Source organism: Dolichospermum sp. UHCC 0406 (assembly GCF_009712025.1).
Classification (GTDB): domain Bacteria; phylum Cyanobacteriota; class Cyanobacteriia; order Cyanobacteriales; family Nostocaceae; genus Dolichospermum; species Dolichospermum lemmermannii.
Genome location: NZ_VILA01000016.1, coordinates 251,850 through 277,441, shown reverse-complemented (window position 1 = coordinate 277,441; position 25,592 = coordinate 251,850). Strand labels below are relative to the sequence as shown.

24 protein-coding genes are annotated in these 25,592 nt (G+C 37.9%); 18 read left to right on the top strand and 6 right to left on the bottom strand.

Annotation, left to right across the window (positions count from 1 at the left end; all coding sequences use genetic code 11):
* Positions 1 to 120: 120 nt before the first annotated feature.
* The 9 genes from FJR09_RS15735 to proC all read left to right on the top strand — a co-directional run bounded on the left by FJR09_RS15735 (position 121) and on the right by proC (position 9,347).
* Complete coding sequence (locus FJR09_RS15735) at positions 121 to 1,719, top strand: PfaD family polyunsaturated fatty acid/polyketide biosynthesis protein (RefSeq protein ID WP_083881495.1); 1,599 nt, start codon at positions 121 to 123, stop codon at positions 1,717 to 1,719.
* 146 nt (positions 1,720 to 1,865) lie between these two features.
* A complete protein-coding gene (locus FJR09_RS15730; protein WP_015078586.1) occupies positions 1,866 to 3,194 on the top strand; it encodes a condensation domain-containing protein in 1,329 nt (442 codons plus the stop codon).
* Positions 3,195 to 3,500 (top strand): phosphopantetheine-binding protein, encoded by a 306-nt coding sequence (locus FJR09_RS15725; RefSeq protein WP_015078587.1) that lies wholly within the window; start codon positions 3,195 to 3,197, stop codon positions 3,498 to 3,500. It begins immediately after the preceding gene.
* 140 nt (positions 3,501 to 3,640) lie between these two features.
* A complete protein-coding gene (locus tag FJR09_RS15720) occupies positions 3,641 to 5,500 on the top strand; it encodes a hypothetical protein (RefSeq protein WP_168652213.1) in 1,860 nt (619 codons plus the stop codon).
* A gap of 117 nt (positions 5,501 to 5,617) precedes the next feature.
* A complete protein-coding gene (locus FJR09_RS15715; RefSeq protein WP_015078589.1) occupies positions 5,618 to 5,992 on the top strand; it encodes a hypothetical protein in 375 nt (124 codons plus the stop codon).
* Between the two features lie 570 nt (positions 5,993 to 6,562).
* Positions 6,563 to 6,841 carry a transcriptional coactivator PipX gene (gene pipX, locus FJR09_RS15710; RefSeq protein ID WP_015078590.1) on the top strand — a complete coding sequence of 93 codons (279 nt, stop codon included), beginning with the start codon at positions 6,563 to 6,565 and terminating at the stop codon, positions 6,839 to 6,841.
* On the top strand, positions 6,838 to 7,506 hold the full coding sequence (locus tag FJR09_RS15705) for a YggS family pyridoxal phosphate-dependent enzyme (RefSeq protein WP_168632274.1): 669 nt from the start codon (positions 6,838 to 6,840) through the stop codon (positions 7,504 to 7,506). Before pipX ends, FJR09_RS15705 begins: the two co-directional genes overlap by 4 nt.
* Positions 7,507 to 7,871: 365 nt before the next feature.
* A complete protein-coding gene (locus FJR09_RS15700) occupies positions 7,872 to 8,474 on the top strand; it encodes a cell division protein SepF (protein WP_015078592.1) in 603 nt (200 codons plus the stop codon).
* Positions 8,475 to 8,531: 57 nt separating this feature from the next.
* A complete protein-coding gene (gene proC, locus FJR09_RS15695; protein ID WP_015078593.1) occupies positions 8,532 to 9,347 on the top strand; it encodes a pyrroline-5-carboxylate reductase in 816 nt (271 codons plus the stop codon).
* Positions 9,348 to 9,434: 87 nt separating this feature from the next.
* Here proC and FJR09_RS15690 read toward each other — a convergent pair whose 3' ends face one another.
* Genes FJR09_RS15690 through FJR09_RS15680 form a run of 3 tightly spaced genes read right to left on the bottom strand, consistent with a single transcriptional unit; the run spans position 9,435 to position 10,274 of the window.
* On the bottom strand, positions 9,435 to 9,806 hold the full coding sequence (locus FJR09_RS15690) for a DUF5615 family PIN-like protein (protein WP_015078594.1): 372 nt from the start codon (positions 9,804 to 9,806) through the stop codon (positions 9,435 to 9,437).
* Complete coding sequence (locus tag FJR09_RS15685) at positions 9,803 to 10,033, bottom strand: DUF433 domain-containing protein (RefSeq protein ID WP_015078595.1); 231 nt, start codon at positions 10,031 to 10,033, stop codon at positions 9,803 to 9,805. Before FJR09_RS15685 ends, FJR09_RS15690 begins: the two co-directional genes overlap by 4 nt.
* Positions 10,034 to 10,067: 34 nt before the next feature.
* Entirely contained in the window at positions 10,068 to 10,274 is a 207-nt protein-coding gene (locus FJR09_RS15680; protein ID WP_168653832.1) for a DUF2281 domain-containing protein, read from the bottom strand.
* A gap of 199 nt (positions 10,275 to 10,473) precedes the next feature.
* Here FJR09_RS15680 and FJR09_RS26215 point away from each other — a divergent pair, with 199 nt between their 5' ends.
* The 5 genes from FJR09_RS26215 to FJR09_RS15655 all read left to right on the top strand — a co-directional run bounded on the left by FJR09_RS26215 (position 10,474) and on the right by FJR09_RS15655 (position 17,203).
* Positions 10,474 to 12,408: a HEPN domain-containing protein gene (locus FJR09_RS26215; protein ID WP_174783317.1), complete on the top strand. Its 1,935-nt coding sequence runs from the start codon at positions 10,474 to 10,476 to the stop codon at positions 12,406 to 12,408.
* A gap of 37 nt (positions 12,409 to 12,445) precedes the next feature.
* Positions 12,446 to 12,880, top strand: coding sequence for a DUF29 domain-containing protein (locus tag FJR09_RS15670; protein ID WP_015078603.1), 435 nt, complete (start codon positions 12,446 to 12,448; stop codon positions 12,878 to 12,880).
* A 160-nt stretch (positions 12,881 to 13,040) separates the two neighbouring features.
* The gene (locus FJR09_RS15665) at positions 13,041 to 15,722 is read left to right on the top strand and encodes an RNA helicase (protein WP_168653825.1); all 2,682 of its coding nucleotides are present in this window, start codon (positions 13,041 to 13,043) and stop codon (positions 15,720 to 15,722) included.
* Positions 15,723 to 15,924: 202 nt separating this feature from the next.
* Positions 15,925 to 16,194 (top strand): helix-turn-helix domain-containing protein, encoded by a 270-nt coding sequence (locus tag FJR09_RS15660; RefSeq protein WP_168652216.1) that lies wholly within the window; start codon positions 15,925 to 15,927, stop codon positions 16,192 to 16,194.
* On the top strand, positions 16,169 to 17,203 hold the full coding sequence (locus tag FJR09_RS15655) for a restriction endonuclease (protein WP_168652217.1): 1,035 nt from the start codon (positions 16,169 to 16,171) through the stop codon (positions 17,201 to 17,203). The genes FJR09_RS15660 and FJR09_RS15655 overlap by 26 nt, the downstream gene beginning before the upstream one ends.
* Here the strand turns inward: FJR09_RS15655 and FJR09_RS15650 are convergent.
* Positions 17,160 to 18,353 (bottom strand): DNA cytosine methyltransferase, encoded by a 1,194-nt coding sequence (locus FJR09_RS15650; protein ID WP_168653826.1) that lies wholly within the window; start codon positions 18,351 to 18,353, stop codon positions 17,160 to 17,162. The genes FJR09_RS15655 and FJR09_RS15650 overlap by 44 nt on opposite strands.
* A gap of 262 nt (positions 18,354 to 18,615) precedes the next feature.
* On the bottom strand, positions 18,616 to 20,460 hold the full coding sequence (locus FJR09_RS15645) for a tetratricopeptide repeat protein (protein ID WP_168653827.1): 1,845 nt from the start codon (positions 20,458 to 20,460) through the stop codon (positions 18,616 to 18,618).
* A 331-nt stretch (positions 20,461 to 20,791) separates the two neighbouring features.
* On the opposite strand from FJR09_RS15645, the gene FJR09_RS24755 reads away from it, so the two are divergent.
* The gene (locus FJR09_RS24755; protein WP_083881416.1) at positions 20,792 to 21,025 is read left to right on the top strand and encodes a hypothetical protein; all 234 of its coding nucleotides are present in this window, start codon (positions 20,792 to 20,794) and stop codon (positions 21,023 to 21,025) included.
* Here the strand turns inward: FJR09_RS24755 and FJR09_RS15640 are convergent.
* Positions 20,976 to 21,605, bottom strand: coding sequence for a transposase (locus FJR09_RS15640; protein ID WP_371725502.1), 630 nt, complete (start codon positions 21,603 to 21,605; stop codon positions 20,976 to 20,978). The two genes, FJR09_RS24755 and FJR09_RS15640, sit on opposite strands and share 50 nt — an antisense overlap.
* A 310-nt stretch (positions 21,606 to 21,915) precedes the next feature.
* Here FJR09_RS15640 and FJR09_RS15635 point away from each other — a divergent pair, with 310 nt between their 5' ends.
* The 3 genes from FJR09_RS15635 to FJR09_RS15625 all read left to right on the top strand — a co-directional run bounded on the left by FJR09_RS15635 (position 21,916) and on the right by FJR09_RS15625 (position 25,518).
* Positions 21,916 to 22,638, top strand: a complete 723-nt coding sequence (locus FJR09_RS15635) for an NADH:flavin oxidoreductase-like protein (protein ID WP_015078606.1) — start codon at positions 21,916 to 21,918, stop codon at positions 22,636 to 22,638.
* Positions 22,639 to 22,817: 179 nt separating this feature from the next.
* Positions 22,818 to 24,374 carry a DEAD/DEAH box helicase gene (locus FJR09_RS15630; protein ID WP_168653828.1) on the top strand — a complete coding sequence of 519 codons (1,557 nt, stop codon included), beginning with the start codon at positions 22,818 to 22,820 and terminating at the stop codon, positions 24,372 to 24,374.
* Positions 24,304 to 25,518 (top strand): DUF790 family protein, encoded by a 1,215-nt coding sequence (locus FJR09_RS15625; RefSeq protein ID WP_168632262.1) that lies wholly within the window; start codon positions 24,304 to 24,306, stop codon positions 25,516 to 25,518. Before FJR09_RS15630 ends, FJR09_RS15625 begins: the two co-directional genes overlap by 71 nt.
* The last annotated feature ends 74 nt before the right edge of the window (positions 25,519 to 25,592 follow it).

The following is a 25,592-nucleotide window of genomic DNA, read 5'->3' as shown; positions in this document are numbered from 1 at the left end:
TGAATCTATTGTGGGATAGGCATCTTGCCTGTCCAAAACATTCAAATTGATGATTAGAGGTTAAATAACGTGGTTAATTTAGAAAACAAATATCAACAACAACTCAAATTTTCTCCTTCAATGAATAACAATTATCAAGGATGGCAAGGCGATTTAAATACTGTGTCTTTTGATGCAGTAAATATTAAAAATAAACTGATGAATTTAAATTCTCCTTGTTATATTCTGAATAAAGAAGGACAAATTGGCATTAGCAATGAAGGCAGTTTATCATATAGTGCTAACGGTAAAACTCAGAAATTGGAAATGCTTTTAACTGTTCCTACTATCGGATTTCATCAATTAGGTGATCCAACTTTTCTAGAGTTCTACGGCGTAAAATATGCCTATATGACTGGGGCAATGGCTCAAGGTATTGCATCTGAAGAAATGGTAATTACCTTGGGAAAAGCCAACATTTTAAGCTCCTTTGGTGCAGGAGGTTTATCTCCTTCCCGGATAGAAACAGCAATTCACAAAATTCAACAAGCTTTGCATAACAAATCTTATGTTTTCAACTTGCTTCATAGTCCTAGCGAACCTGCTATTGAACGGCGTTTAATTGATTTGTATTTACAGCATCAAGTCAGAATAATTGAAGCCTCTGCATTCTTAGATTTGAGTGATAATATCGTCTACTATCGGGCTGCTGGACTAAGTTTAAATTCAGCTAATGACATTGAAATCAAAAATAAAATTATTGCCAAAGTTTCCCGGCGAGAAGTTGCCACTAAATTCCTCCAACCTGCACCCACAAAAATTCTCACCCAATTAGTTGAACAAGGATTAATTAGCGAATTGCAAGCTAATCTTGCCGCGAAGATTCCTATGGCTGATGATATTACCGTAGAAGCAGATTCAGGAGGACATACAGATAATCGTCCCTTGGTTTGTTTATTACCTTCTATCTTAGAATTAAGAGACGAAATTCAACGTAAATATTGTTATAAACAACCTGTAAGAATTGGGGTAGCTGGGGGAATTTCCACACCCCAATCAGCACTAGCAGCCTTAATGATGGGTGCAGCTTATATTGTCACCGGTTCTATTAATCAATCTTGCCTTGAAGCTGGGACTTCTGAATATACAAAAAAGCTCCTAGCTGAAGCAGAAATGACTGATGTAATGATGGCACCCGCAGCAGATATGTTTGAAATGGGAGTCAAATTACAAGTTCTTAAGCGGGGAACTCTTTTCCCCCTTCGCGCTCAAAAACTAGGGGAATTATACAGAAATTATAATTCGTTTGCCGAAATTCCTCCAGATGAAATAGAAAAGTTAGAAAAACAAATTCTGCGAAAAACAATTGCCGAAATTTGGCAAGAAACATCTACTTATTTATCTCAACGTAACCCAGAAAAATTAAGCAAAGCAGCTAATAATCCTAAATTAAAAATGGCATTAATATTTCGCTGGTATTTAGGACTATCTTCCCGGTGGTCAAATACTGGAGAAAAAGGTCGGGAAATTGATTATCAAATCTGGTGTGGACCAGCAATGGGAAGTTTTAATAATTGGGTACGTCATTCTTACTTAGCAGATATCAATAATCGTCGAGTAGTTGATATAGCCGATCAAATTATGACAGGTGCAGCGTATTTATATCGTATTCAAAACTTAAAAATTCAAGGCTTACAAATGCCAGAAGAATTCAGCCAATATCATCCACAAAATTTGTAGTTAGCACTATACAGCATTTCCTCTGTGATCTCTGTGCCTCTGTGGTTCGTTATCAAAATACAATAATGCCCACAACATAAACAAATCAAATTAGATTTATATGCAAGTGAGGGATTTATCCCTCACTACCAACAACGGTGATAAAAATGGCTATAAATAGAAAATTAGGACAGCTAGAAGAAACAATGGAAATCCTGAATCAACGAGCTAAAACATGGAACTTAGTTACCATTAGCCGGATTCAAGGAAATATTCAAGAAACGGTTCTCAGACAGTCTTTAGATATTATTCAATATCGTCATCCTGCGCTTAATGCTCATATTATTAATTCTAGAAATTCCTACTATTATCAGTCCAAAGGTACAGGAAAACTTCCTTTGCAAGTTGTTAATATTAGAGAAAGTCAGGAATGGGAAGCAATCGTTAATACAGAAATGAATCAGGTAATTGATAGTAGTAAATATCTGCTACGAGTCGTACTTGTAAAAATATTAAATCAGCAGAATATTAATTATCTAATTACAACTACACATCATGCTATTACCGACGGTTTATCAAGCATCCAACTTCATTCAGAAATTTTAACCTACTGTCAAAAAATTACCGCAGGTAAATCCATTCCAGCAGTTACTACGTTAGAACCACTTCCACCCATTGAAAAACTATTACCTCCATGGACAAATAGTTTTAAAGGCAAACTAGGGAGAATTGCTTTATTATTAAATCTCGCACTGCAAAAATATTGGAATCAACCAAAAACATTAGGAGTAGAAAAATATGTTCCCATTTCTCAACGGCGTTGCGAAATTATTCATAGACAACTTAGCGAAGAATCAACACAACAGTTTATTCAGCAATGCAGACAAGAAAAAACTACAGTACAAAGTGCTTTATGTGCGGCATTAATGTTAACAGTCTCCAAACAACTGACTAAAAGCCATGAAGATAATATTCGAGTTAGTTGTTTATCATATCTTGATTTAAGAAGACGGTTACAACCAGAAATTAGTCAAGAAAATATGACGGTTTTAGCAGCCTCTATCATGGGATTTTATCGAATTACTAATAATATATCTTTTTGGGAATTAGCGCGAAAAGCAAAACATACTCTTAATAAAAAAATTAGCCAAGGAGAAATTGTTCAAATGATATTTCTCGCTAAACAATTGATAAATTTTTCTTTGCTATTCCCGAATCAAGTATCTGCTACAGTTTCAGTTTCTAACATTGGTAAAGTTAATATTCCCCATACTTATGGAGAATTAGAACTAGAAGAAATCAGTTTTGTTGGTTCTCATGCTTTATATGCAGGAATGTTTATTGTTCACGCTGCTACTTTTCAAGAAAAAATGACTTTAAATTTTGTTTTTTCTCAACCTGCACTTAATCGCCAAACCATAGAAAAACTTGTTGATAATTGCATTGATTATATCATGAAGATCTCATCTCATTACTTAATACCAGGAGGTACATAAATGAATAACAATCTCTCTCATTCCCTACCCGACAACCAAGATAACGCCACTAAAATTCAAGCTTGGTTAGTTTCCGAAATTTCCTCTTTACTGGGAGTTAATCCAGAAGAAATAAATATTCGTGAACCTTTAGATAGTTACGGTTTAGACTCAGCACAAACCATAATTATCGCTAGTAGAGCCGAAAAGTTTTTGGGATTTAAATTATCACTTATCCACCTTTGGTATTATCCCACCATTGAAGAACTTTCTCTCAGATTATCTGAAGAATTAGAAAATTCCCAGTCAGAAATTATCCAGATATAACCTCTACAAATTCTGTTTAATTACTGATAAACCAGTTTTTCCTCCTTGATTATTGGGACACTTCGCTAGATTAGGATAGCCTAATTCAGCCAGGTGTCCTCTTTTCTAACTTCCTATTTTTAAATACAGGAAATTTTGTTATGAACGCAGCAGAAATTTTAGCAAAACTCACTCAACAAGGTGTCTTATTCTGGTCAGAAAATAGCAAGCTAAATATTCGTTCTCCCAAGGGTGTAATTACTCCAGAAATACAAATAGAAATAGCTACATATAAAGAAGATATTTTAGCATTAATCCAGGAAATGAATGTTACAAATAACTATGCCCATGAACCTTTAACTCAAGGTATTAGTTTACAAACTATTGGTAAATTAATTGGTGGCTTTTCTGGAGAATCACCCACAGGATATCAAGCACCAATTATTAATCCTCAATTCATGGCTGAAAACTTAAAAGTTACTTTTAGACCTTTACCCGATAATTATCATCATCAAGTTATTGTCAGATTTCGCCAACAATTAATTTTCTATCTGCAAAAGCATGGTGTGAAAGTAATTCCCTGGAAAGAAGCCACAACCGAATTAAAACATACCATTAAAATCCCCATTATTAACTGGCAGAAATCTTTAAAAATGCAGAGTGTCAGAGCAGATATTGATGCTGTAATAGACGTAGAAAGACCAAACTCATGGTTAAGAAAATTAGGAATATTTATAGCTGAGGCTTGGTATAAGTTATCTTATACATGGTTGAAAGAAAAACAGCAAATGTCCGTTATTGAAATTGCTAAATTAAGTAGTTGGGCTGAAGATCATGCTGCCAAATATGTGGAAGATCCGACAAATACACAAGTAATAATTCTCACTGATATAGATGCTGAATTTGTTAATCCACTCACACCTTATTCAGAAAAAATTCGCATTGGTATCAATACACTAGTTAAAACCTTTTCAGAAATTGTTATTGGTGTATCTGATGAAAAATTTTCTATTTTGAATATGAATCTTTCTGATTCTAAATTCGCTCCCCATGAAATTGAAAATTTTGCTTTAAAATCACTTATTCCTAAAGTATTTGTCCCCATTACTCCATTATTAATTAGTCGCTTTGAACTAGGAGAATATAATCCTCATCTATCAAACCATGCCGGAAAGCTGGTAAAATTAGGGCAAGAATTAGCATCTACAGGTTTATTTCCCGCCGGATTTAAATTAGATGAAGTTATTAAAAGAAAATCCCATAGAGACATTGTTAATGTCATCGTTAATGGCAGAACAGGAGTATCTTATGGTTTTGTGGCTTATGCTGAACCTCCTCATTATGTCGGTAAGCCAGAAATCACTATTGATGAATGGGAGAATTTATTACCTGTAGCCGGATTTAGTAGTTATGAACTTCGCCAAAATGAACAAGGTAGACGTTTTATTAAACTAAATATCAACGCCGAAAATAGATTTAAGCAAATACCTGATATTTGGTTAGTTAGTTCTCGTTCTGGGGCAAATAAAACGGATTTAAACATTGATTCTGATATTCTGCGGATTGGTTTACAAGATAAATTACATCTGCAATTACCATTAGGAAGTAATTCAAAAAAAGCAGATATCAAACCTTCCTATGATATCTATGTCATGTTAGCCATTAGTTTAGCTGCGGCTTTATACACACCAGAATTAATTGCCAATGGTGCGCCCATAGTTCACTTTCATGGCTATCCTAGTTTTGATTGGTTTCAAGACAATGAATATTGTGTGGGGATGAATAATCCTTCTGTACCTTGTGGAACTTATGAATCAGGGGTTTTCAATTTTCTAGGAATTGCTGATTTAGGTGATCAAATAATCAATGATGTCAATTTAATTAGCTTAGTAGAACCAGATCATGGCACAAATTTTATTGCTAATGATTTGGAGTATTTAGTAAATAGGTTAAAAGCTGGGTGCGTAACTGGACAAATTGAACTAGGTGGGAAAAATTTTCCTTCTCTGAAAAATCGGTAACAAGATCCCCGACTTCTTCAAGAAGTCGGGGATCTGACTCTGGTAAATAAGCAACGCATTTATCTTACAATATATACATAATATACATAATATACATAAAGCAGAAAGACTAAAGACATGAAATTCCTAAGAACAGACGTTCCGATCACTTACGAGAACAGGAAGTCGCTTAAAATATCGGATCTAAAGGAGATTGGGTTTGAGTTAAAGTTTTTCTGTCCCAGTAAGGCGGGTTATATACTCACGTTTACGAAAGCCTGGGATATGGCACCTGTAGCGTTCTGCGAAGACGAGCGCACAGTGCTTTTCGTTACAATGAAACTAGCTCGAGAGATCATTGATCTCATTGAGGAGGAACTCGACTACGATGAAATGACAACAGAGGAACTTCACCTCTGCAAAAAGGAAAAGGAATTATTAATGCTTGCGGCAAAAGCAGCAGGGTTGCTTCTCCTCGTTGGTAAATTGGCGCATGAATTCCCGGTATTCTAGATTTAAGCAATGAATTTAGGTGTTTTCATCCGTCGAGAGACAGAAGCCCTCAATTCTAATATGACATTTTTCATCTCGTTCCCAGTCTCGGACTGGGAATACTATCTAGAGGCTCTGCCTCTAGAGGCTCTGCCTCTATTGTTATTCAAGGCAGAGCCTTGAGAATTCATTCCCATACAGAGTATGGGAACGAGAAAAAATTTTCTTCTTTCTTCTTTCTTCTTTCTTCCTGACTCCTTAATCTCCTGACTCCTGACTCCTACTATATGCCGGCTGGATAAATGTCCATTTTTGCGCCGTTGGGTGAGAATTGTGGCAGGATAGAAAGAAGCCTGTGCAACATCACAGACTTAAAAGGGTGTTGTTTTGCTTCAGAAACCGTCAAGAAGATTGTTAGTTTCGCACTGTCAACGAAAAATTTGGCGGAAGGGATATACTATCCTCTGAATGTTAGTAAATTGCAGAACAAGCTATAGCGGTTGTCAGTTGCATGAAAACATCCAGTTATCATCAAACTTTTCAGCCTGTTCCCCGTTCCCGGCTACATATACTCCCCACCCTGACTAGGAAATGAATCCAGAAAACTCAGAAACTTACATAAATCATCCAACTTGGGGTTTACTCTATAGGATCTGTATGGTTGATGAGAACCAGGATCTGTTTACCACACTCTACGCCCAACGCTTATTTTTTCTGGTAACAACTGAGCTTAAAGCCCTGAAATTTCAGCCAATTGGCCGGACTGAAGCCAGAATGATGCTGGAAAATCGCCTACGGACTTTGCGCCGCAGTGGTAATTCTCAAGAGTACGAGCAACTTCAAGGTGTATTTCAGCGCACATTCCAATGAGTAGTTCACTTAGCGATCGCCTTACTCAAATTCGCGCCTCACTCCCATCTACAGTGAGGTTGATTGCTGTTACAAAAAGAGTATCTACCGAATTAATGCGGGAAGCATACACCGCAGGAGTTCGTGATTTTGCCGAAAGTCGCATCCAAGAAGCTGCCAGTAAACAAGCCGAATTGCAAGATCTATCGGATATTACCTGGCACTTAATTGGACATCTGCAAACGAACAAGGCCAGAAAAGCCTTAGAACTATTTCAATGGATTCACTCCGTTGATAACTTGCCGCTGGCACAACGCTTAAATACTCTAGCGCAAGAACTGGGAGTGAATCCTAACGTATGCTTACAAGTCAAACTTCTCCCCGACGCGAATAAATCTGGTTGGATGGTTCCAGAATTATTAGCTGACTTGGCAGCACTCAACCAATGTCAAAATTTACAAATTCAAGGTTTGATGACAATTCCGCCGCAAGGTTTGGCGGATGCAGAAATTTTAACACTATTTAATAGTACATACAAATTAGCACAAACCATCAAATCACAAAATTGGCCAAATATTACAATGCAGCAATTATCAATGGGTATGTCTGGGGATTACCAATTGGCAGTGCAAGCAGGGGCAACAATGGTGCGATTAGGTACAATTTTGTTTGGTGAACGAGCCTAGACATAGCTGTAGTCATACTTCGAGACGGCATGATTAACACTCGGTTGCGAATTTACTACCAAGTATTGATAATTGTCAAAAAATATAATATTCTCATAAGTAATTCTTAATTGCAAAGGTGGTCAGACCCCCTTTATTTTTAATGATCATTAGGCTACAATTTTAACTCAATGTTACAGATTCGTTAATGTGCAGGCATTAACATGAGTATCTGTTGATAATTGAGAATTTGTACTAAAGAGTAAAATCAGTAGTACAATTGCTACGTCCAACATCTACTATAGTTACGACTACTGCCTAAAAGTAACTTTAATGTAACTTATAGCCAGGAAAATTAGGGGAATTTTAATCCGGGAGCGTACAACATGAGTAATATATTTTCCAAACTCAGGGACTTTGTTGGCTTAAATGAGCAGGTAGAATACGAATACTACGAAGAAGAAGCTGATACAGCCAATAACTATCAAAACATCTATCAGCAAGAAAATCCTCAACCAGCGCCACAGGAAACTACTCCTGCCAATCGGCGTTGGCGGGAAAATCCACCTACCACTACTGAAGAAGTAGCAACAACAGTATCCAAACCTATGAGTAATGTTATTGGTATGCCAGGCGCAATTAATGGAATCTCTGAAGTTCTAGTCCTCGAACCTCGCACATTTGAAGAAATGCCCCAAGCGATTCAAGCATTGCGCGAACGCAAATCAGTAGTATTAAATTTGACCATTATGGACCCCGACCAAGCTCAACGTGCAGTTGACTTTGTTGCCGGTGGTACTTATGCCTTAGACGGACATCAAGAACGAATTGGTGAAAGCATCTTCTTGTTTACTCCCAGTTGCGTGCAAGTTAGCACTCAAGGTGGTTTAATACATGAAGTGCCTATCAGCCAAGCTCGTCCCGCTCGTCCCGCAGCGACAGCAGCAACGACCGCTTGGGGAAATGAACCCACTCGGATGGCACAGTAAGGTAAATTAGTCATTAGTTCTGATAATTAATTGACCACTAACTAGTGACTAATGAAAATGAATATAAAATTTGGCTTAATTGGCGGTGGGGTAATGGGAGAAGCTCTATTATCCCGCCTTATTGTCAGTGGTATTTATCAAGGCTCAGAAATCATCGTCAGTGAACCCCAGGCTGAACGCGGTAGCTATTTAGAGCAGCAATATGGGGTGGTTGTAACTACGGATAATAGCTTGGTGTTAGGGGAAGCGAAAACAGCGGTGATGTTGGCAATCAAACCCCAAATATTTACGGCTGTGGCTCAAGAATTAGCAGATATCCTGCCCACAGAACATTCACCCCTGATCATTTCTATCCTCGCGGGTGTAACTTTAAAACAATTGGAAGCAGCCTTTCCCCAAGTTCCCATAATTCGGGCTATGCCTAATACTCCCGCTACAGTAGGTGCAGGGGTAACGGCAATTTCTTTAGGTGCATATACTCATCCCCATCACCAACAAACAGCACAGCAGATTTTTACCGCTGTGGGGGAAGTCGTCGAAGTCCCGGAAAGCCTCATGGATGCGGTGACAGGATTATCTGGTAGTGGACCGGCTTATGTGGCATTGATGATTGAAGCGTTGGCTGATGGAGGTGTGGCTGTGGGTTTACCAAGAGCGATCGCTCAACAACTAGCTGTACAAACGGTATTAGGAACAGCTACACTGATACAAGAAACAAAAATCCACCCAGCGGAACTCAAGGATAGAGTTACCAGTCCTGGGGGGACAACCATTGCCGGTGTCAGCGCCTTGGAAAAAGCCGGTTTTCGTTCTGCTATCATTGAAGCCGTCAAAGCCTCAAAAGAACGCGCTCAGGAATTGGGGAAAGGGTGATAAGTGAAGTTTTTTTATGATATGCAGCACGGGAAATTACAAAATACAGCGGTTTATGGTTGAAAACCCAGAAATATCCACTCCCTCTTAACCACGTTTAATGGGTAAAATACGCACCCTAGATTGGGCTTTGTCAACTGTTAGCAACGCACCGGAAAAAAGAGAAGATTCAAACTGGTTCAGGGCTGAAATTACTATATTTTCAATGCTACTAGGCAAAATATCCTGAGTCCGAACCTGAATAACGCTGGGAGTATTTGCACCTGTGGCAGCTAATAGAGAACCGAAGTCTAAATCGTGGGTAAAGACGATATATCCATTAGTTCTTGCCCACTCCATAATTACCGAATCTTTCTCACGGGTATCGCCAACTGTAGACCAGTGGACAGCGGTAATGTTATACCTCCCAAAAACCGCTACCCAATCAGGGGAAAGATTCATATCAATCAAAATTTTCATGCACTTATCAACGGGACTTCAATTTCTTCAGCCCGCCATGCAGCATAGGCAAGAGCTTCATAGATATCTGCTTCTTCAAGGTATGGGTAAGCCTTGAGTATATCATTTGCACTGTGTCCAGATGCCATTAGTCCAACGATAGTACCAACTGTGACACGCATTCCCCGGATGCAGGGTTTGCCGCCCATTACTTCTGGGTTACGGGTAATTCTGGTGAGGTTTTGCATAGCTGATTAAATTGGGAAACCAGAAATGGCTGCGTTAATATTTTCCATTATCACTCTTTTTTACTGAATTTCCCAAGGCTGCAATTGAAAGCAAAAAGTTTTTACTAGTTTTTTGGGATTGTTTTTGAGTTGCTTTATAGCGCAGGTAATCAATAAAATTGATGAGTTCAGTGAGTGAATCTTCTGGCAATGTCTTAATTGACTCAATAATCTGCTCTCGGTTTTTGGTTAAAGTATCCATATATTGATTTAAAGGAATGCGGCTTACTTCAAACACACTATTCTATTCTGACTGAAATTGCTGTCTAACGGTTCTCCAGTTTGTGAAAAAGTCTGTGAGTTGTAAAATCTTTAGGATTAGGGTTTCCCCGCCCTCTATTGTATTGCATCCAAAGGATAACAGCTATAATAAAAAGGATTTTATAAAATCTATCGAAATAATGAAAGCCAATAATGCTCTTATCAAGAAGCTTATCAAGAAGCTTATTCATTTGACAAAACAGATTTATTTGAACGAGCCAGAAGATGGTTCTGGATTATTAGAATCATTTATGACTGGGAAACATCTGGGTTCATCATTTGGAATGGAGTGGTGGATAAATCGTGGTGTGTTTGAATGTTGTGAAGATATTGCAGATATAGCTATACGTTTTGATCCTCAGCTTGAAGGAGGTGACAAAGAGTCTTTTTCAAAGATAATTAGAGAAACATTGCGAGAAAATGCAATTAACCCAAATCTTTTTACCTTTGACAGTCTTTTTTTAAGAAGAGCCAGTACACTTTTTGAAGCCAGAGCAATTAAAAATCCGGACGAATTTGCATCTCATTTGTGGAATGAAATCCATCGCAATTTAGCTAATTCGCTAGTTCAATGGCTAATTATGTACCCACTGCGTTTAGTCAGAACTGATTCATTTATTCTTGGATTTGATGGTTTAACTCTTCTTAGGGCTAATGATCAAGATCAATGGAAAAAACTTTCTGAAAATTACGATGAATCACAAGACTGGATGCCTAGCATTGGAACTTGGGCAAATGGAATAAGTGACCATAGCAATAAGGACTTCTTATTTTCACCAACTTGGTTGATTTGTGAAGCATCAGGGACAGCCTCTGGTGCTAGAAGTATTGCAGGGGACAGTATGCGTACTTTCATTGCTATTCTTTGCTCTTGTTTAGATGATCAAATACCTAACCTTCTAACTAAGAGTGGTGCAGATCCAACTACCTATTCAATTCAATTTCCAGATGATGCAAGTAAAGCAGAATGCGGTTCTATAACCGCAAGAATAGGCAATCTATTTCCACCTTTATTGGTTAACAATTGTCTTCATATATCATCAGATATATTATCTGAAATACAAAGTTGGTATGAATTAAAGTCTAATGCTTCAAACTTGGCTGAACAACGAGCGACTACGGCTGCCCATTTTATTAACTATGGAATTGTTTATGATGGTACAGAGCGTTTTATTCACTTCTTCATTGCCTTAGATGCTCTTTTTTGTGAACAAAATAAAGTTCGTAAAAATCTTAAAGAAGGTATCAGAAAAACATTTCCTGATCAAAACGACTGGGAGAAGCGTATAGATGAACTTTTTAAACTTCGGAACGAACTTGTACACGGTGGGATAAGTAGTATTAAAAAGTGGGATGGTTTAGATAATTATCGACAGCGTTTTAAGTCCCATCCTATGAAAGATATACAAACTGCTGCTATGACTGCATTAAGGGTCTACTTCAGTAACCAAGTTTTTGAACATCTTTTTGTGACTGAAACTATCACCACCATCGCTGAAGCAGAAAAACGATTTGGCTTGAGTCGCAATGAATCTGAGGATTTTTTCACAGAATGGCATGATCAATTACCTGAAATTAACTCTAATGACCACACCAACCTAGAAATTCTGTGGAAACGTTATCTTTATCATCGTTCAGGTGGGCATTTATTAGAAAGTACAGTAATGCTATTACTCGTTTCTCCATTGCTGACCATTGCAGGTTTATATGATCCACCTTTTCGCATCAAAGCAGAAGAATCTGTACAAATAACAATAGCTGATAGCGAAGAAACTCTCCAGGGTCGAATAGATTTACTGGTATTGCAAGATCAACTATGGGTAATTGTTTTAGAATCAAAAAAAATCATGTTATCAGTGTGGTCAGCATTGCCACAAACCCTGGCTTACTTAATGGCTAGTCCCAACACTAATCTACCTAACTTTGGAATGTTAACCAATGGTGACGATATTGTGTTTGTCAAACTAGAAAATAAACACTATGCCATATCACGAGTATTTGCCCCACTATCTACCCAAAGCGAATTAGAATCTGCCTGTCGAGTTTTGTGCAAAATTGCCGAAATAGTAAAATGATAAAAAAGTGTAAAATTAGGGAAAGAGGAAAAATACTATGCTAACCCAAACAGATTACGCCCTCTGGATTGAAGAGACAATTAATCTATTGAAAGAGCAAAATTATCATAGTGTTGACTGGGAAGACTTAATTGAGGAGATTGAAAGTTTGGGAAGGAGTCAAAAGCGAGAATTGCGAAATCGGCTCATCACAATGTTAGAACATTGTCTTAAACTTTGTTATTCAGACTACGTTCAAGACTATCGTGGTTGGACAGAAACAATTAAGCGTAGTCAGCGAGAATTGAAAGGCTTATTGGAAGACTCTCCCAGCTTAAGACCGTATTGGGATGAAATATTTATAGAATGTTATATCAGCGCATTAACGACTCTGCGAGAGAACTCTGATTATCAATCTTTTTCTTTTCCTGATGATTGTCCTTTTCCTCAAGAAATAGATCAAATTTTGCAACAAACTTCTTGGCGGAAGTAGTCAGTGTAATTGCCTGTCGAGTTCTCCGCAAAATTGCTGAAATAGTAAAATGATTAAAAAAAGCTCAGTAATAGCCTCACAACTTGCGCTTTTCATGTCAACGTAGCAAACCACGAATCACGTTATGATAGTGGATAGTCTGCTTGTAAATTATGATTGAGTGAATTATTCTGCCTTCGCTAATGAAATTGACCTTGGGTCAATCTTCCCCTTTGAATTAGATCAATTCCAGAAAGAAGCGATCGCCTCCCTCAATGCTGACCGTTCAGTAGTCGTCTGTGCGCCCACAGGCTCAGGAAAGACCCTCATCGGGGAATATGCTATCTATCGTGCCTTATCTCGCGGGAAACGGGTATTTTACACCACTCCCTTAAAGGCATTATCTAATCAAAAACTTCGAGACTTCCGCGAAAAATTTGGCTTTGATCAAGTTGGACTCCTCACCGGAGACGCTTCCATTCACAGGGATGCACCAATTTTGGTCATGACCACAGAAATTTTCCGCAATATGCTCTATGGTACACCCATAGGTCAAATCGGGATCTCCTTGACAGATGTTGAGGCTGTAGTGCTAGATGAATGCCACTACATGAACGATCGCCAACGCGGTACAGTGTGGGAAGAATCAATTATCTACTGTCCCCGCAGCGTCCAACTTGTAGCCCTTTCCGCTACCGTTGCCAACAGTGATCAACTCACCAGTTGGTTAAATCATGTTCATGGGCCAACAGACCTGATTTACTCCGATTTTCGCCCCGTTCCCCTAGAATTTAACTTTTGTAATCCCAAAGGATTATTTCCGTTATTAAATGAAACCAATACCAAAATTAATCCCCGCTTAGTCAAAAAGGCTAAAAAAGGATATTGGGAAAAAGGCAAAGCTGGTAGACCAGAACCGCCCGGTATTATTTATACCCTCAGCCAACTGCAAGAACGGGATATGCTCCCTGCGATTTACTTTATTTTCAGTCGTCGGGGCTGTGATAAGGCTGTCGAAGAAGTTGGTGATTTATGGTTAGTTAATAATGATGAGTCCCAAATCCTGCGGCAACAAATTGATGAATTTTTACGCAAAAACCCTGATGCTGGCAGGGCTGGACAAGTTGCCCCACTGTATCGAGGCATAGCTGCCCATCATGCCGGGATTTTACCAGCCTGGAAAGGATTTGTCGAAGAACTGTTTCAACAGGGATTAATTAAAGTTGTATTCGCTACGGAAACCTTAGCAGCGGGAATTAATATGCCCGCCCGGACAACAGTAATTTCTACTTTGTCTAAACGGACTGATAATGGACACCGCTTACTCAATGCTTCGGAATTCCTGCAAATGGCAGGTCGCGCTGGTCGTCGGGGCATGGATCTCCAAGGCTATGTAGTGACATTACAAACTCCTTTTGAAGGAGCTAAAGAAGCGTCTTATTTAGCTACATCTAAGGCTGATCCCTTAGTTAGTCAGTTTACACCCAGTTACGGCATGGTATTGAACCTGCTGCAAACTCACACCATCGAAAAAGCCAGAGAACTGATAGAACGAAGTTTTGGACAATATATGTCCAACTTGCATTTGCAACCAGATTTTGAAGAACTGGCGCAAGTTCAAGGCGAATTATCGCAAATTCAGTCACAATTGGCAGCTATTGATGAAAATGAATTGATGCAATATGAAAAATTGCGTCAACGGCTGAAAGTAGAACGGCAAATTTTCAAAACCTTACAAGAACAAGCACAGGAAGATAGACAGGCACAATTGGCAATGATGCTAGATTTTGCCATATCTGGAACTATGTTGAGTCTCAACGACAGAAACGCCATGTCACCCCTACCGATAACAGTAGTGTTGGTTGACAAAGCCGTGAGTGTGGGTGAAACATCTTACTTTGTCTGCTTAGGGCAAAATAACCGTTGGTATGTAGCAACTTCAGCAGATATATTAGATATGTATGCGGAAATACCACGGGTAGAAGTTCCAGCGCAGCTAATACCACCTTCAGAATTGAGCTTGAAACGAGGACAATCAATCCGTGGTGATGAAAGCACGATAGCGATCGCTCAGAGTATACCCAATCCTGAAGAATTTAATCATCTACCGACAGAGGTACAGGAGCAACTCAGTCGCTTAACTGCGGTTCAAGAACAGTTAGAAACCCATCCCATTTATAAATCGGGGAATATTGCCAAAATATTTAAAAATAGAGCGCGTTGTGTGGAACTAGAAGCAGAACTTGAACATTTACAAGAGCAAGTATCATTACAATCCCAACGATATTGGGAAGAGTTTCTCTGTTTAATTGAAATCTTGCAATCCTTTGAATGTTTAGATAATTTAGTCCCCACAAAATTAGGACAAATTGCTGCGGCTATTCGCGGTGAAAATGAATTATGGTTAGGTTTAGTTCTGTCCAGTGGAGAGTTAGATAATATTGGTCCCCATAACTTAGCAGCAGTAATAGCCGCTTTGGTGACTGAAAGCCCCCGTCCAGATACAAAAGTTGACTTTAATCTATCTCCAGAAGCGGACGCAGCTTGGTTAACATTGCAACCCATTCGTCGTTCTGTATTAAAGGTGCAGTATCGTCATGGGGTAGCCTTACCTGTAGGTTTAGAAACTCGTTTTATCAGCTTAATCTCTTTGGTGGAACAGTGGGCATTAGGGGTAGAGTGGAAAGTATTATGTGAAAAAACCACTTTAGATGAAGGAGACGTAGTGCGAATTTTACGCCGCACTCTGGATTTATTATCTCAGATTCCTCATGTTCCTAATTTACCAGATATGTTGCGGCGGAATGCTCAACGGGCGATGCAGTTAATTGATAGATTCCCTGTGAATGAAGCAATGGAGTAATCAGTTAAAAAATCTCTAATTTGCAGACTATATTTAAATAAAACCATTGTGGGACGGGCATCTTGCCTGTCCGAGTTGTGTAATTTGAATATGCTATTGCTGACAATCATAAATTTAAGTAGTTGTTCTTTTTGAGAATTTCCTTGTTTAATGTGACACATCGTCCGTAGACTGATAGTCCATAAACGCTCAAAATCAGCAGATGGATGAATCAAAACAAAAAATTCTGAATGCTTTAGGTTATCTAGTCAGACAACGCAGAACGGAGTTAGGAATTTCACAAGAGGAGTTAGGACTACGTGCTAACTTAGACCGCACATACATTTCTGGTGTGGAACGTGGAGTCAGAAATCCTTCTCTCACTGCTCTTGTAAGTCTTGCAGATGGCTTAGGTATTAGTGTTTCCGTTCTGCTTAGTGATCTAGAAGAAAAAGCTGTTACACAGAATGAAAAAAAACAAGGTTACTCGTAAGCGCACTAGTAGTAAAGCCTCAAAAAAATCTCCAGAATTCAACTATAACTATGACGATCTGGAAAATATAAAGGTTCATAGTCAACCACGTCATAATAGAAAAGCTCAAGAAAGCTATTTGGATGTAACCTTTACTTATAATGATGATAGATCATGGGAAGGTTCTATCGTAATTAAGTGTCGCCGTGCAGGTATTGATATACAGGAAGAATCAAAGATTAAAGACTATCTAAAACAGGCCTATATTTATTGTGACCCCAATCAGCATAAGCAATGGATAGAGAAACAACAAGAATTTTGGGAATCACCATTACCAACTAAGTCTACAAAATCACCTCCCAAGTTAGTAACAAAACCATTATTTTACAAATTACTAACCTTTCAGTGGACTTGTGTTACCTGCGTACTTCCAGGGAATAATAATCCTGCAAATAGATACAAGAGGTTAAAAGATGTGGGTTATAGCATTGCAACTCATGAGTTGATGCTATGTCAAAAGTGTGGAGATAAAAGAACTCATATTCTTCTTGTTCCACTTCCTCGTAGAGATGAATTACAATATGAAATAATGTCACCTACTTTCATAAATAGATGCTTTATTATTTTTAATTCTTATGATGTTTATGAAGGAAAAACTGTCAATAAAAAAGGATTATTAATAGAACATAAATTTCCTGAAATAAGATGGAATATAACCACACCAAGAACCAAAGAAGTTCTTGATAATCTTACAGATGAAGAAATTAAAAATGATTTTCAACTGATGACAAATCAGCGTAACTTGCAAAAAAGAGAAGTTTGCCGTCAATGCTATGAAAGTAATATTCGACCTTATCCATTTGGCATTAAGTTTTATTATCAAGGTGATGAAAAATGGCCAAATTATATACCTAAAAATGGCAAAGATGCTGAAACAGGCTGTATTGGCTGTGGTTGGTACGATATGGAAAAGTGGCGTAATTCACTTAATCAAAAGTTAGCTGAGTTTGTTGACAATGAGGAAAATTAACTGGTCGTTTTTGGTTCAAGTAAATATTATTTAAGGAAGGAATCAGTCCATAACCAATACATTCTGCTAAACGTGGTGGTACAGCATTACCAATTTGCCACATGGCTTTTTTCATACTACCTTCAAAAATAAATGAATCAGGAAATGTTTGCAATCTTGCCATTTCTCTAGCGGAAATCACGCGATTTAAATATGGATGAATATGTGTACCACCATGATTTTCTTTCACAGTCATACTTGGTTTACCAGGATATTGTCTTTTGAAAGCATCAACATATTTTTCATATAATGAACCACCAGGAGGAACTTGAGCAAGACGTTCCATATACTCCTGTGAATGTTTAGTCCACTCGTGATTAATCTCTGATATTCGAGTGTATTCGGGTAAATCAGAAATTGCTGACTCAATAGGTTTGTATTCTTCTTGATTTAATTGAGATTGAGGATAAGGGTTTGGCATTCCAAATCTATTAGCAATAAAAATAGCTCTTGGTCGAATTTGTGGAACTCCATAAGCCGCAGATTCCAGAATTGCCACAGAAATATGAGGATAACCAATAGATTCAAAAGCTTCAATAATTGCTGTCTTTACATCCCCTTTTTGAATTGTCAAAATACCTGGTACATTTTCCATCACGACATACCAAGGACGTATTTCGGAAACAACACGTACAAATTCATAAAATAACCTATTTCGAGGATCTTTTGGATCACGTTTTCCGGCTACTGAAAATCCTTGACATGGTGGACCACCAACAACAACATTAACATCAGGTGAGCCTATTTGTTGCAGCCAATCTTGGGCAGAAAATTGTTCAATATCTCCACAAAAGTGATGACATTGTGGGAAATTTTTTTTGTGCGTAGCCGAAGCAACTTGACTAATTTCTACACTAGCTAATGGTGTAAATCCAGCTTGAAATAATCCTTGTGTAATTCCCCCAGCACCACAAAACAGATCCACAAAAGTATATTGAGATAATGGACTTGTTTGAGAACTAACATCAGTAAATATCTTATATGGATCAGAATTGTTTTGATCTAGTTCGCGCTTAATACGCTCATAACGCCCTAATTTTGGTTTCTTTTGCTTTTTACTAGGGTTATGTTCATCTTCGTTAGGTAAAAAAGAAATTTGTGTTCCTTGCATTCGATAATTGATATAAAAGGTTACTGTTCTGTGACATATAGTCTACAATACATTAAGCATAGCAAAATTCGCAACCTAATTCTAAACACTAGGGGTTAGACAAGATTTATTCAGCACTTCAAAGACATTTAGTCCTAATTATAGAATAGGTGTCCATTCTAGTGAGGTAGGTTGGATTGACGCAAGAAAACCCAACATTTTATATTAAGGGTAAATCAACGTATTTTTCCCTAATTTGCCTTCTCTACCCACAGGTAAGTAATTACATATCCTCTTGATATTTCACTAACAATGTAGGAATATAATCATAGCCATCAACACCAATAATGGCAATCATTTTGGGGCGATTTTGTTGGAGTAATAATTGGAATTTGTCTGTACCAATTTGTCCCCTAATAATAGTCAATAAACCAGCAGGTTGTCGCCATTCATCAGAAGCAATTTGATCTAAAAGATACATTCCTAGACTACCAGTATAACTGGCTTTTTCATAATTAGCCATAAGATAATTAGCTTCAGCTAAATATGCTAAATTTCTGCCTTGTAAATACAAATCACCAGAAACTTGGGCGGCTTTAAAGGCATTTTCTAAATAGTTAATTGCTGTTGGATATTGTGCGGTAACTAAATAAGCAATTCCTAAACTACTAAAACATAAAGCTTGACTTTGTAAATCATTTAATTTTTCTGCTAGTTTTAATCCTTGTTCCAGATAGTTAATTGCAAATTCATAAACTTCTGGTTCACTAAGTTCTGTTTGCTTGGCTTGCATGACTTCGCTATAACCTAGATTTACTAAAGCGTTAGCTTCTCCAGTTTTGTCCCCGGTTTGTCTACTAAAAATTAATGCCCGTTGACTATAATTAATTGCTTCACCATAATTTTGTTGTTGCACATAAGTCCGACTCAGATGGTTAAGATTGGCGATTTCACAGATTTTATCTCCGGCATTTCTGGCTATTTCTACGGCTTGTTGATGAAAATCAAGGGAGCGATCATATCTGCCTAAACCGCGCTGGGAATACCCCAATAATGTCAAAATCCGGGCTTTTTCTTGAGTACCTTCGGCAGAACGTAAAGGGGCATCTAAATAATCTAAAGCATCTCGTAAATAACTACCAGAAAATGAGGCAAAAATCCCACCGTAAAGGGGAAAGTAAGGACGTTGGGCAAAGGTTCGCAAAATTTGCAGCATGATTTGCGATGCACTGTTACTATATATTAAAGCTTGATTTTGAAAACCGCTGGCTAATTGACTCCAAATTACGGCAAATGTTAAAAATGTGGAAATAGATAATTTGGGTCCTGCTTGAATATCATAAGCTTGTTGGTCAAACCAATTAATTAAACCCCTTTGTAAAAGCTGTAAAATTATTGTTAATTCTACCCAATTACTCAAACTAATTGCCTGTTGTTTTTCGGCAAATTCTAGGGCTGATTGTTCTACTGCTAAGGTATGAAAAAAGGCTTGGGGAACTTCACTATTAACTACTTTAGCCCAACTTGCCCAGGGACTATTTTCTCCAGGTACACCTCCAAATCCTAATGAATTTTTGCGTTCATACATCCAATTCAGTAAATTTGCTTGGATTCTTTGCCAAGAAGCGATACCACGATTAATCCCGTCAGCAATTTGCTGAAAATCTTGATTAGCACTGGCAAATTGTTGTAAAGATTTGGCTAACTGTTGAAGTTGAGACAAATTTAAGGGATACTTTTGATTAGGATCAGTAGCTCGTAGCAAAGCCGTTAATCGCTCATCTGCGGTGGCTGTGGTAATTTCCCGCATAGATAGAGATATCGCTTCAGTGGCTTTATTTTGTTCTTGCCACCGTTGCCATTGAGTTTGGATAGTTTTAGCCGCGCGTAAACTCCGGGTGGCTTTGGCTTTTTTCAGTTCATCGGTTTCCGAGTCTACCTGAGATTGTATCGTATTCAGGCGATCGCTCAAAACTAATTCAAACACCTCCCCAGTCCCGGAAGTGATACCTTTGAGCAACATTTGATAAACCTGCTCTACAGAGCTAATTTTACCCTTGAGAGTGGTTTCGATAATATCGTTAATTAAAGCGAGATAATGCTCGCGTAATGGTAAAGAGTCTGACACTTTAGCTAATAGAGAACATCACAACAATTCTCATTGTAGCTGTTGCAGGTTGAGAGATTGGGAATTGACTGTGATTAAATTCCCATAAACATAAGTTTGAAGACTGAGCGATAGAATCTAAAATAATCACAATTTGGCATCTCAATTACAACAGCGATCGCGCACAGTGACAAAATCTGGTAAATTTTGGATTATACGGGTTAGGCGTTGGAAGTCTGTTTGTGATAGTTGTACGGTCATGGGTATTGTATTCTATTGAAATTAGGTAATAAATTTTAGTTTAGAGCAAGATTTATAATCTAAGCTATATATAAATGAGGTCAGATTGAGTATGATTGCACCTACAGAAATTCGTCAAAGGGCAATTGCACTCCTGGAACAATTACCGGGAGAATCTTTAGTAAAAGCAGTTGAATTTTTAGAATCTCTTTCTCATCAAGCTTTACAGGTATCAGAAACAAAGACATCTGACACCAGAGAAACTGATTTAATTTCAATACCCGTGAATGAAATTGTCAAACTGCTTGTGGGGGAAGGATTTTCAAGTCTTTTTCTATATCTCTGATTTCAGATTTATGGGAAGAGTTTTTGCGCTTGAATTTGGACATTTTAATTTTGACAACACGGGGATTAATACGTTTTCGTCGGGGGCGATCAATTTCAGACTGGGAAATTAATGATAATAAATATTGATGTTGAATTTCTCGTAATTTTAAGGATGAATGGCTGATGAGTTGTACTAAATCTATAACTAGTTGCAAAGATTCAAGAAAACTAAGGAGTAAAGGATTTTTATTATATTCGTTAGCAGATTGGTAAATTAAATCGCGGAGTAGATTATAAGCAATTAACATAGCATAAAGTTCTTGTTCGACTAATTCAGATGTTTTGCTCCGAAAAATAGTGGGCATTTGTCCTTTGAGCGTAGCACATTGATGTGTTTTTATTTCACAGAAACTAATTTCCACCTCCCATCTGCAATGATAGTGAATAATTAATTCTTTGGCAGAAATATTAGGGTCAATAATACTAGTAACTAAACGACGAGGGAGAAAACCAGGAATTTGATATTCAATAACTCGGACAATGATACTTTCCTGATTCCATTGTTTATGCGATTCTGTAGATTTTTCTAAATTGAGAATTGTGCCAGTAATTTAGTCATTAAAGTCCTCTCACCAGTTCCTTTACCTTGGCTCGATGACTTGAAATAAACTCTTATAAAGCTTAAATATTCTTTCATATTTTGTCAATATATACTATCAGGCTACTCATTTTGGAGCAGGAATAAAAATTCTCGACGAAAAAAATGACACATTTATGATTTTTTAAATTTGATTTCAAATAATTGACAAGATTGATGATTTATAAATTCAAGAAAAATCTCATGATCATATAATTTTAGATACATTTTGCCTGGAGTTTAGACTAAACTGAAGTTATTTTTATGCCTTAATATTTGCAGAATTAATATTAGTAATTATTTGTAGGCTATTAATTTCATTCACGGGTATTGCCTTTAGGTTAGAAAGTCCTGCTCCCAAAGCATTGAGTATTGAAGATATTAAAGAACTGATTGCATCATTTGTAAATGCGGCTCAACGTTCCCTAGCAGCCGGATTTAACTTAATTGAAATTCACGCGGCTCATGGTTACTTGTTGCATGAATTTATGTCTCCACTGAGCAATCAGCGGACAGATGAATACGGTGGCCGTTTTGAAAATCGGATTCGGTTTTTATGTGAAGTAGTTCAAGCCGTGCGAAACATTTTACCAGATCAGATGCCGCTGTGGGTGAGGATTTCTGCCATTGATTGGATTAGTGATGGTTGGGATATTGAGCAAAGTATTGCCCTCTGTCATATTTTAAAATCCCTGGGTGTTGATTTAATAGATTGCTCATCAGGGGGAATTGTACCTGGAGAGAAATTTGTCCTTGGTGCTGGTTATCAAACTGCTTTTAGCGATCGCCTTCGCCGCGAAGCTAAAATCGCTACCGGAGCAGTGGGCATGATTACAGAACCGGCACAAGCCGATCAGATCCTTCGCACTGGACAAGCAGACATGGTGTTAATCGGTCGAGAAATGTTACGTGATCCTTACTGGGCAAGGCGGGCTGCAAAGCAACTACGCCAACCTGTATCAGTCCCCAAGCAGTATGATCGCGCTTGGCATTAAGAACATCTAAAACCAAATTAATATGAAGCTGCATAGAATAAAATATCAAGAATAATTGACCGCAGATAAACGCAGATAAACGCAGATAAATATGGATGATTATTATTCTGTGCTCTCTCTCAATCCCCATTTTGCGTTATGAGTAGTTACATCAGTGTAACTGGATTGAGAGAAAATAAATGGCTCGTCACCCGACTTTAACTTTTGATCGTGGTACGTTAATTTTACACCCACCACCACGCAGTAAAACTTGGATAGATTATGCAATTTGGGATGATAGAATTGAAAAATTCCGTATTCCGGCAATTAGATACCGTTCTTTAGTTGAAGCCCTCCAAGCAGAAGCAACAGATTTTATTGATGAAGCTAAGGCTTTTTATCCTTTAGAGTTGATTGCTAGTTTGGAAATGACTCCCTATCCTCACCAAAATGAGGCGTTAGCGGCTTGGAAACTCGCAGGACGACAGGGGGTAGTTGTCCTGCCGACAGCAGCGGGTAAGACCTATTTAGCCCAAATGGCGATGCAAGCCACACCGCGCACCACGTTAATTGTCGTCCCCACCTTGGACTTAATGCACCAGTGGTATGCTCACTTAGTAGCGGCTTTTCCTGACGGGGAAGTAGGTTTACTGGGGGGTGGTTCGCGGGATAGAACCGCAATTTTAGTTGCTACCTATGATAGTGCGGCTATTCACGCAGAAAGTTTGGGTAATAAATATGCCTTAATAATTTTTGATGAATGTCACCATTTACCTACAGATTTTAACAGAGTTATTGCGGAATATGCGATCGCTCCCTATCGGCTAGGACTGTCCGCAACCCCAGAACGCACAGATGGTAAACACGCTGATTTAGATATCCTCATTGGTAAAGAAGTTTATCGCAAATGCGCTGAAGATTTAGCAGGAAAAGCTTTAGCTGCTCATGAAATTGTGCAAATTAAGGTTAAATTATCCCAATTAGAACGGGAAAAATATAATCAGTTAATTCAAACTCGCAATGATTTTTTAAAGCAATCAAAAATATCTTTAGGAAGTCTCCAAGGTTGGCAAATGTTTGTGCAAATGAGTGCGCGTTCTCAACCTGGACGTAGGGCAATGTTATCACATCGTCAAGCCAAAGAAATCGCTTTAGGCACAGATGGTAAAATCCGGGTACTTGTAGACTTATTAGCCACCCATTATCCCGAAAGAATTTTAATTTTTACCGCTGACAATGCCACAGTTTACCGCATTTCTCAAGACTTATTAATTCCCGCGATTACTCATCAAACACCAGTTAAAGAAAGACATGAAATCCTAACTAAATTTAAATCAGGTGAATATAATACTTTAGTTGCTTCTAATGTCTTAAATGAAGGTGTAGATGTCCCCGCAGCTAGTATTGCCATTATTTTATCAGGAACAGGTTCAACGAGGGAATATATTCAACGTTTAGGGAGGATTTTACGCAAAGGTAATATAGAAAATAAACAGGCAATTTTATATGAAGTCATAGCCGAAGATACCAGCGAAGAAGGAACTTCAGCCAGACGCAGAGGAGAAAATAATAGTCAGGAAGAAAAACCGCAAAGAGCAAATTTACAAGTTGTTTATAGTAGTGAAAAGAAAAGCGATTTAAAAGCAGCAGAACAGTTAGAAATTAATTATTCAACCGAAAAGAAAGATGTTACCAACAGACCTACTGATACACCGCCAAAACGGCGAAGAAATTATCCCAAAAAGACTGAAACTTGATCAAAAACATTTGAATCTAGCAACTGAATTAATTAGCTTTTTTCAGGAAGCAGTCGGAAAAACTCAAGGATTATTAGAACGTCAGTTAGCAGACTTTGAAGGAGATACCACAGATTACCGCATGAAACGGGGTTTAGCTTATATTCTGAAAAGTGGTTTTTGTACATTTGAAGTAGTTAGTCCCCTCGAACCTCCCATGTTAAGAGCAAAAGTATTTGCATTAGCAGCAAAATCCGTTGCTAGTCGAGAATCAACTGATATTATTTTAAATAAAATTGCTGATGATTTAAGTCAAGAACTCAACCAAGAAGTTTTACCTGCTCAAATAAAAAATGGACTTTATGCTGATTTATCAGAAAATAAAATTTTAACTGCTTTTGATGCACCTAAACCAGAAGAAGTTTTACATCGTTATAATTTATCTCAAGTCCAAGGAGTTTTTTATAAAGCTAGTCAATTAGTATTAAATGCACATCGCAATGTTCCCGGAGAATATAAACTCTTATTTCGTTATTTAAAGCTATTTCAACTAATGGCTTATATTGAAGGTGATGCTGATCATGGTTTTACAATTAGTGTGGATGGTCCTACCAGTTTATTTACTCCCAGCACCCGCTACGGTTTAGCCATAGCCAAACTAATTCCGGCTTTACTTCATGTCACCAAATGGAGTTTATCAGCAACCTTAAAAACCCGTGATTCTTATACAAACGAATGGAAAACCGGACGATTCACCCTCAATTCAGAATGTGGATTAGTATCCCATTATCCCCCAGGTAAACCCTATGATAGTATGTTAGAAGAATCCTTTGCGAGTAAATGGGATGCCTTAAAAAGTGGTTGGATCTTAGAACGAGAAGTAGATTTAATTCCCATTCCTGGTAGTGTGATGATTCCCGATTTTCGGCTAGTTCATCCAGACGGACGGGTGTTTATCTTAGAAATTGTCGGTTATTGGCGACCAGAATATTTACAAAAGAAATTTGCTCAAGTAAGAAAGGCAAATTGTGATAATTTGATCTTAGCAATTTCCGAAAGATTGAACCTAGAAAAAGCCGGAGTCAAACTAGATAACGTTCCCGCAAGAATAATTTGGTTTAAAGAAAAACTCTTACCAAAATCTGTATTAGCCGTCATGGAATAATCACAATTTTATATGAAACTGTACAGAATCATAAAAATCTGCGTTTATCTGCGTTTATCCGCGTTCAATTAATC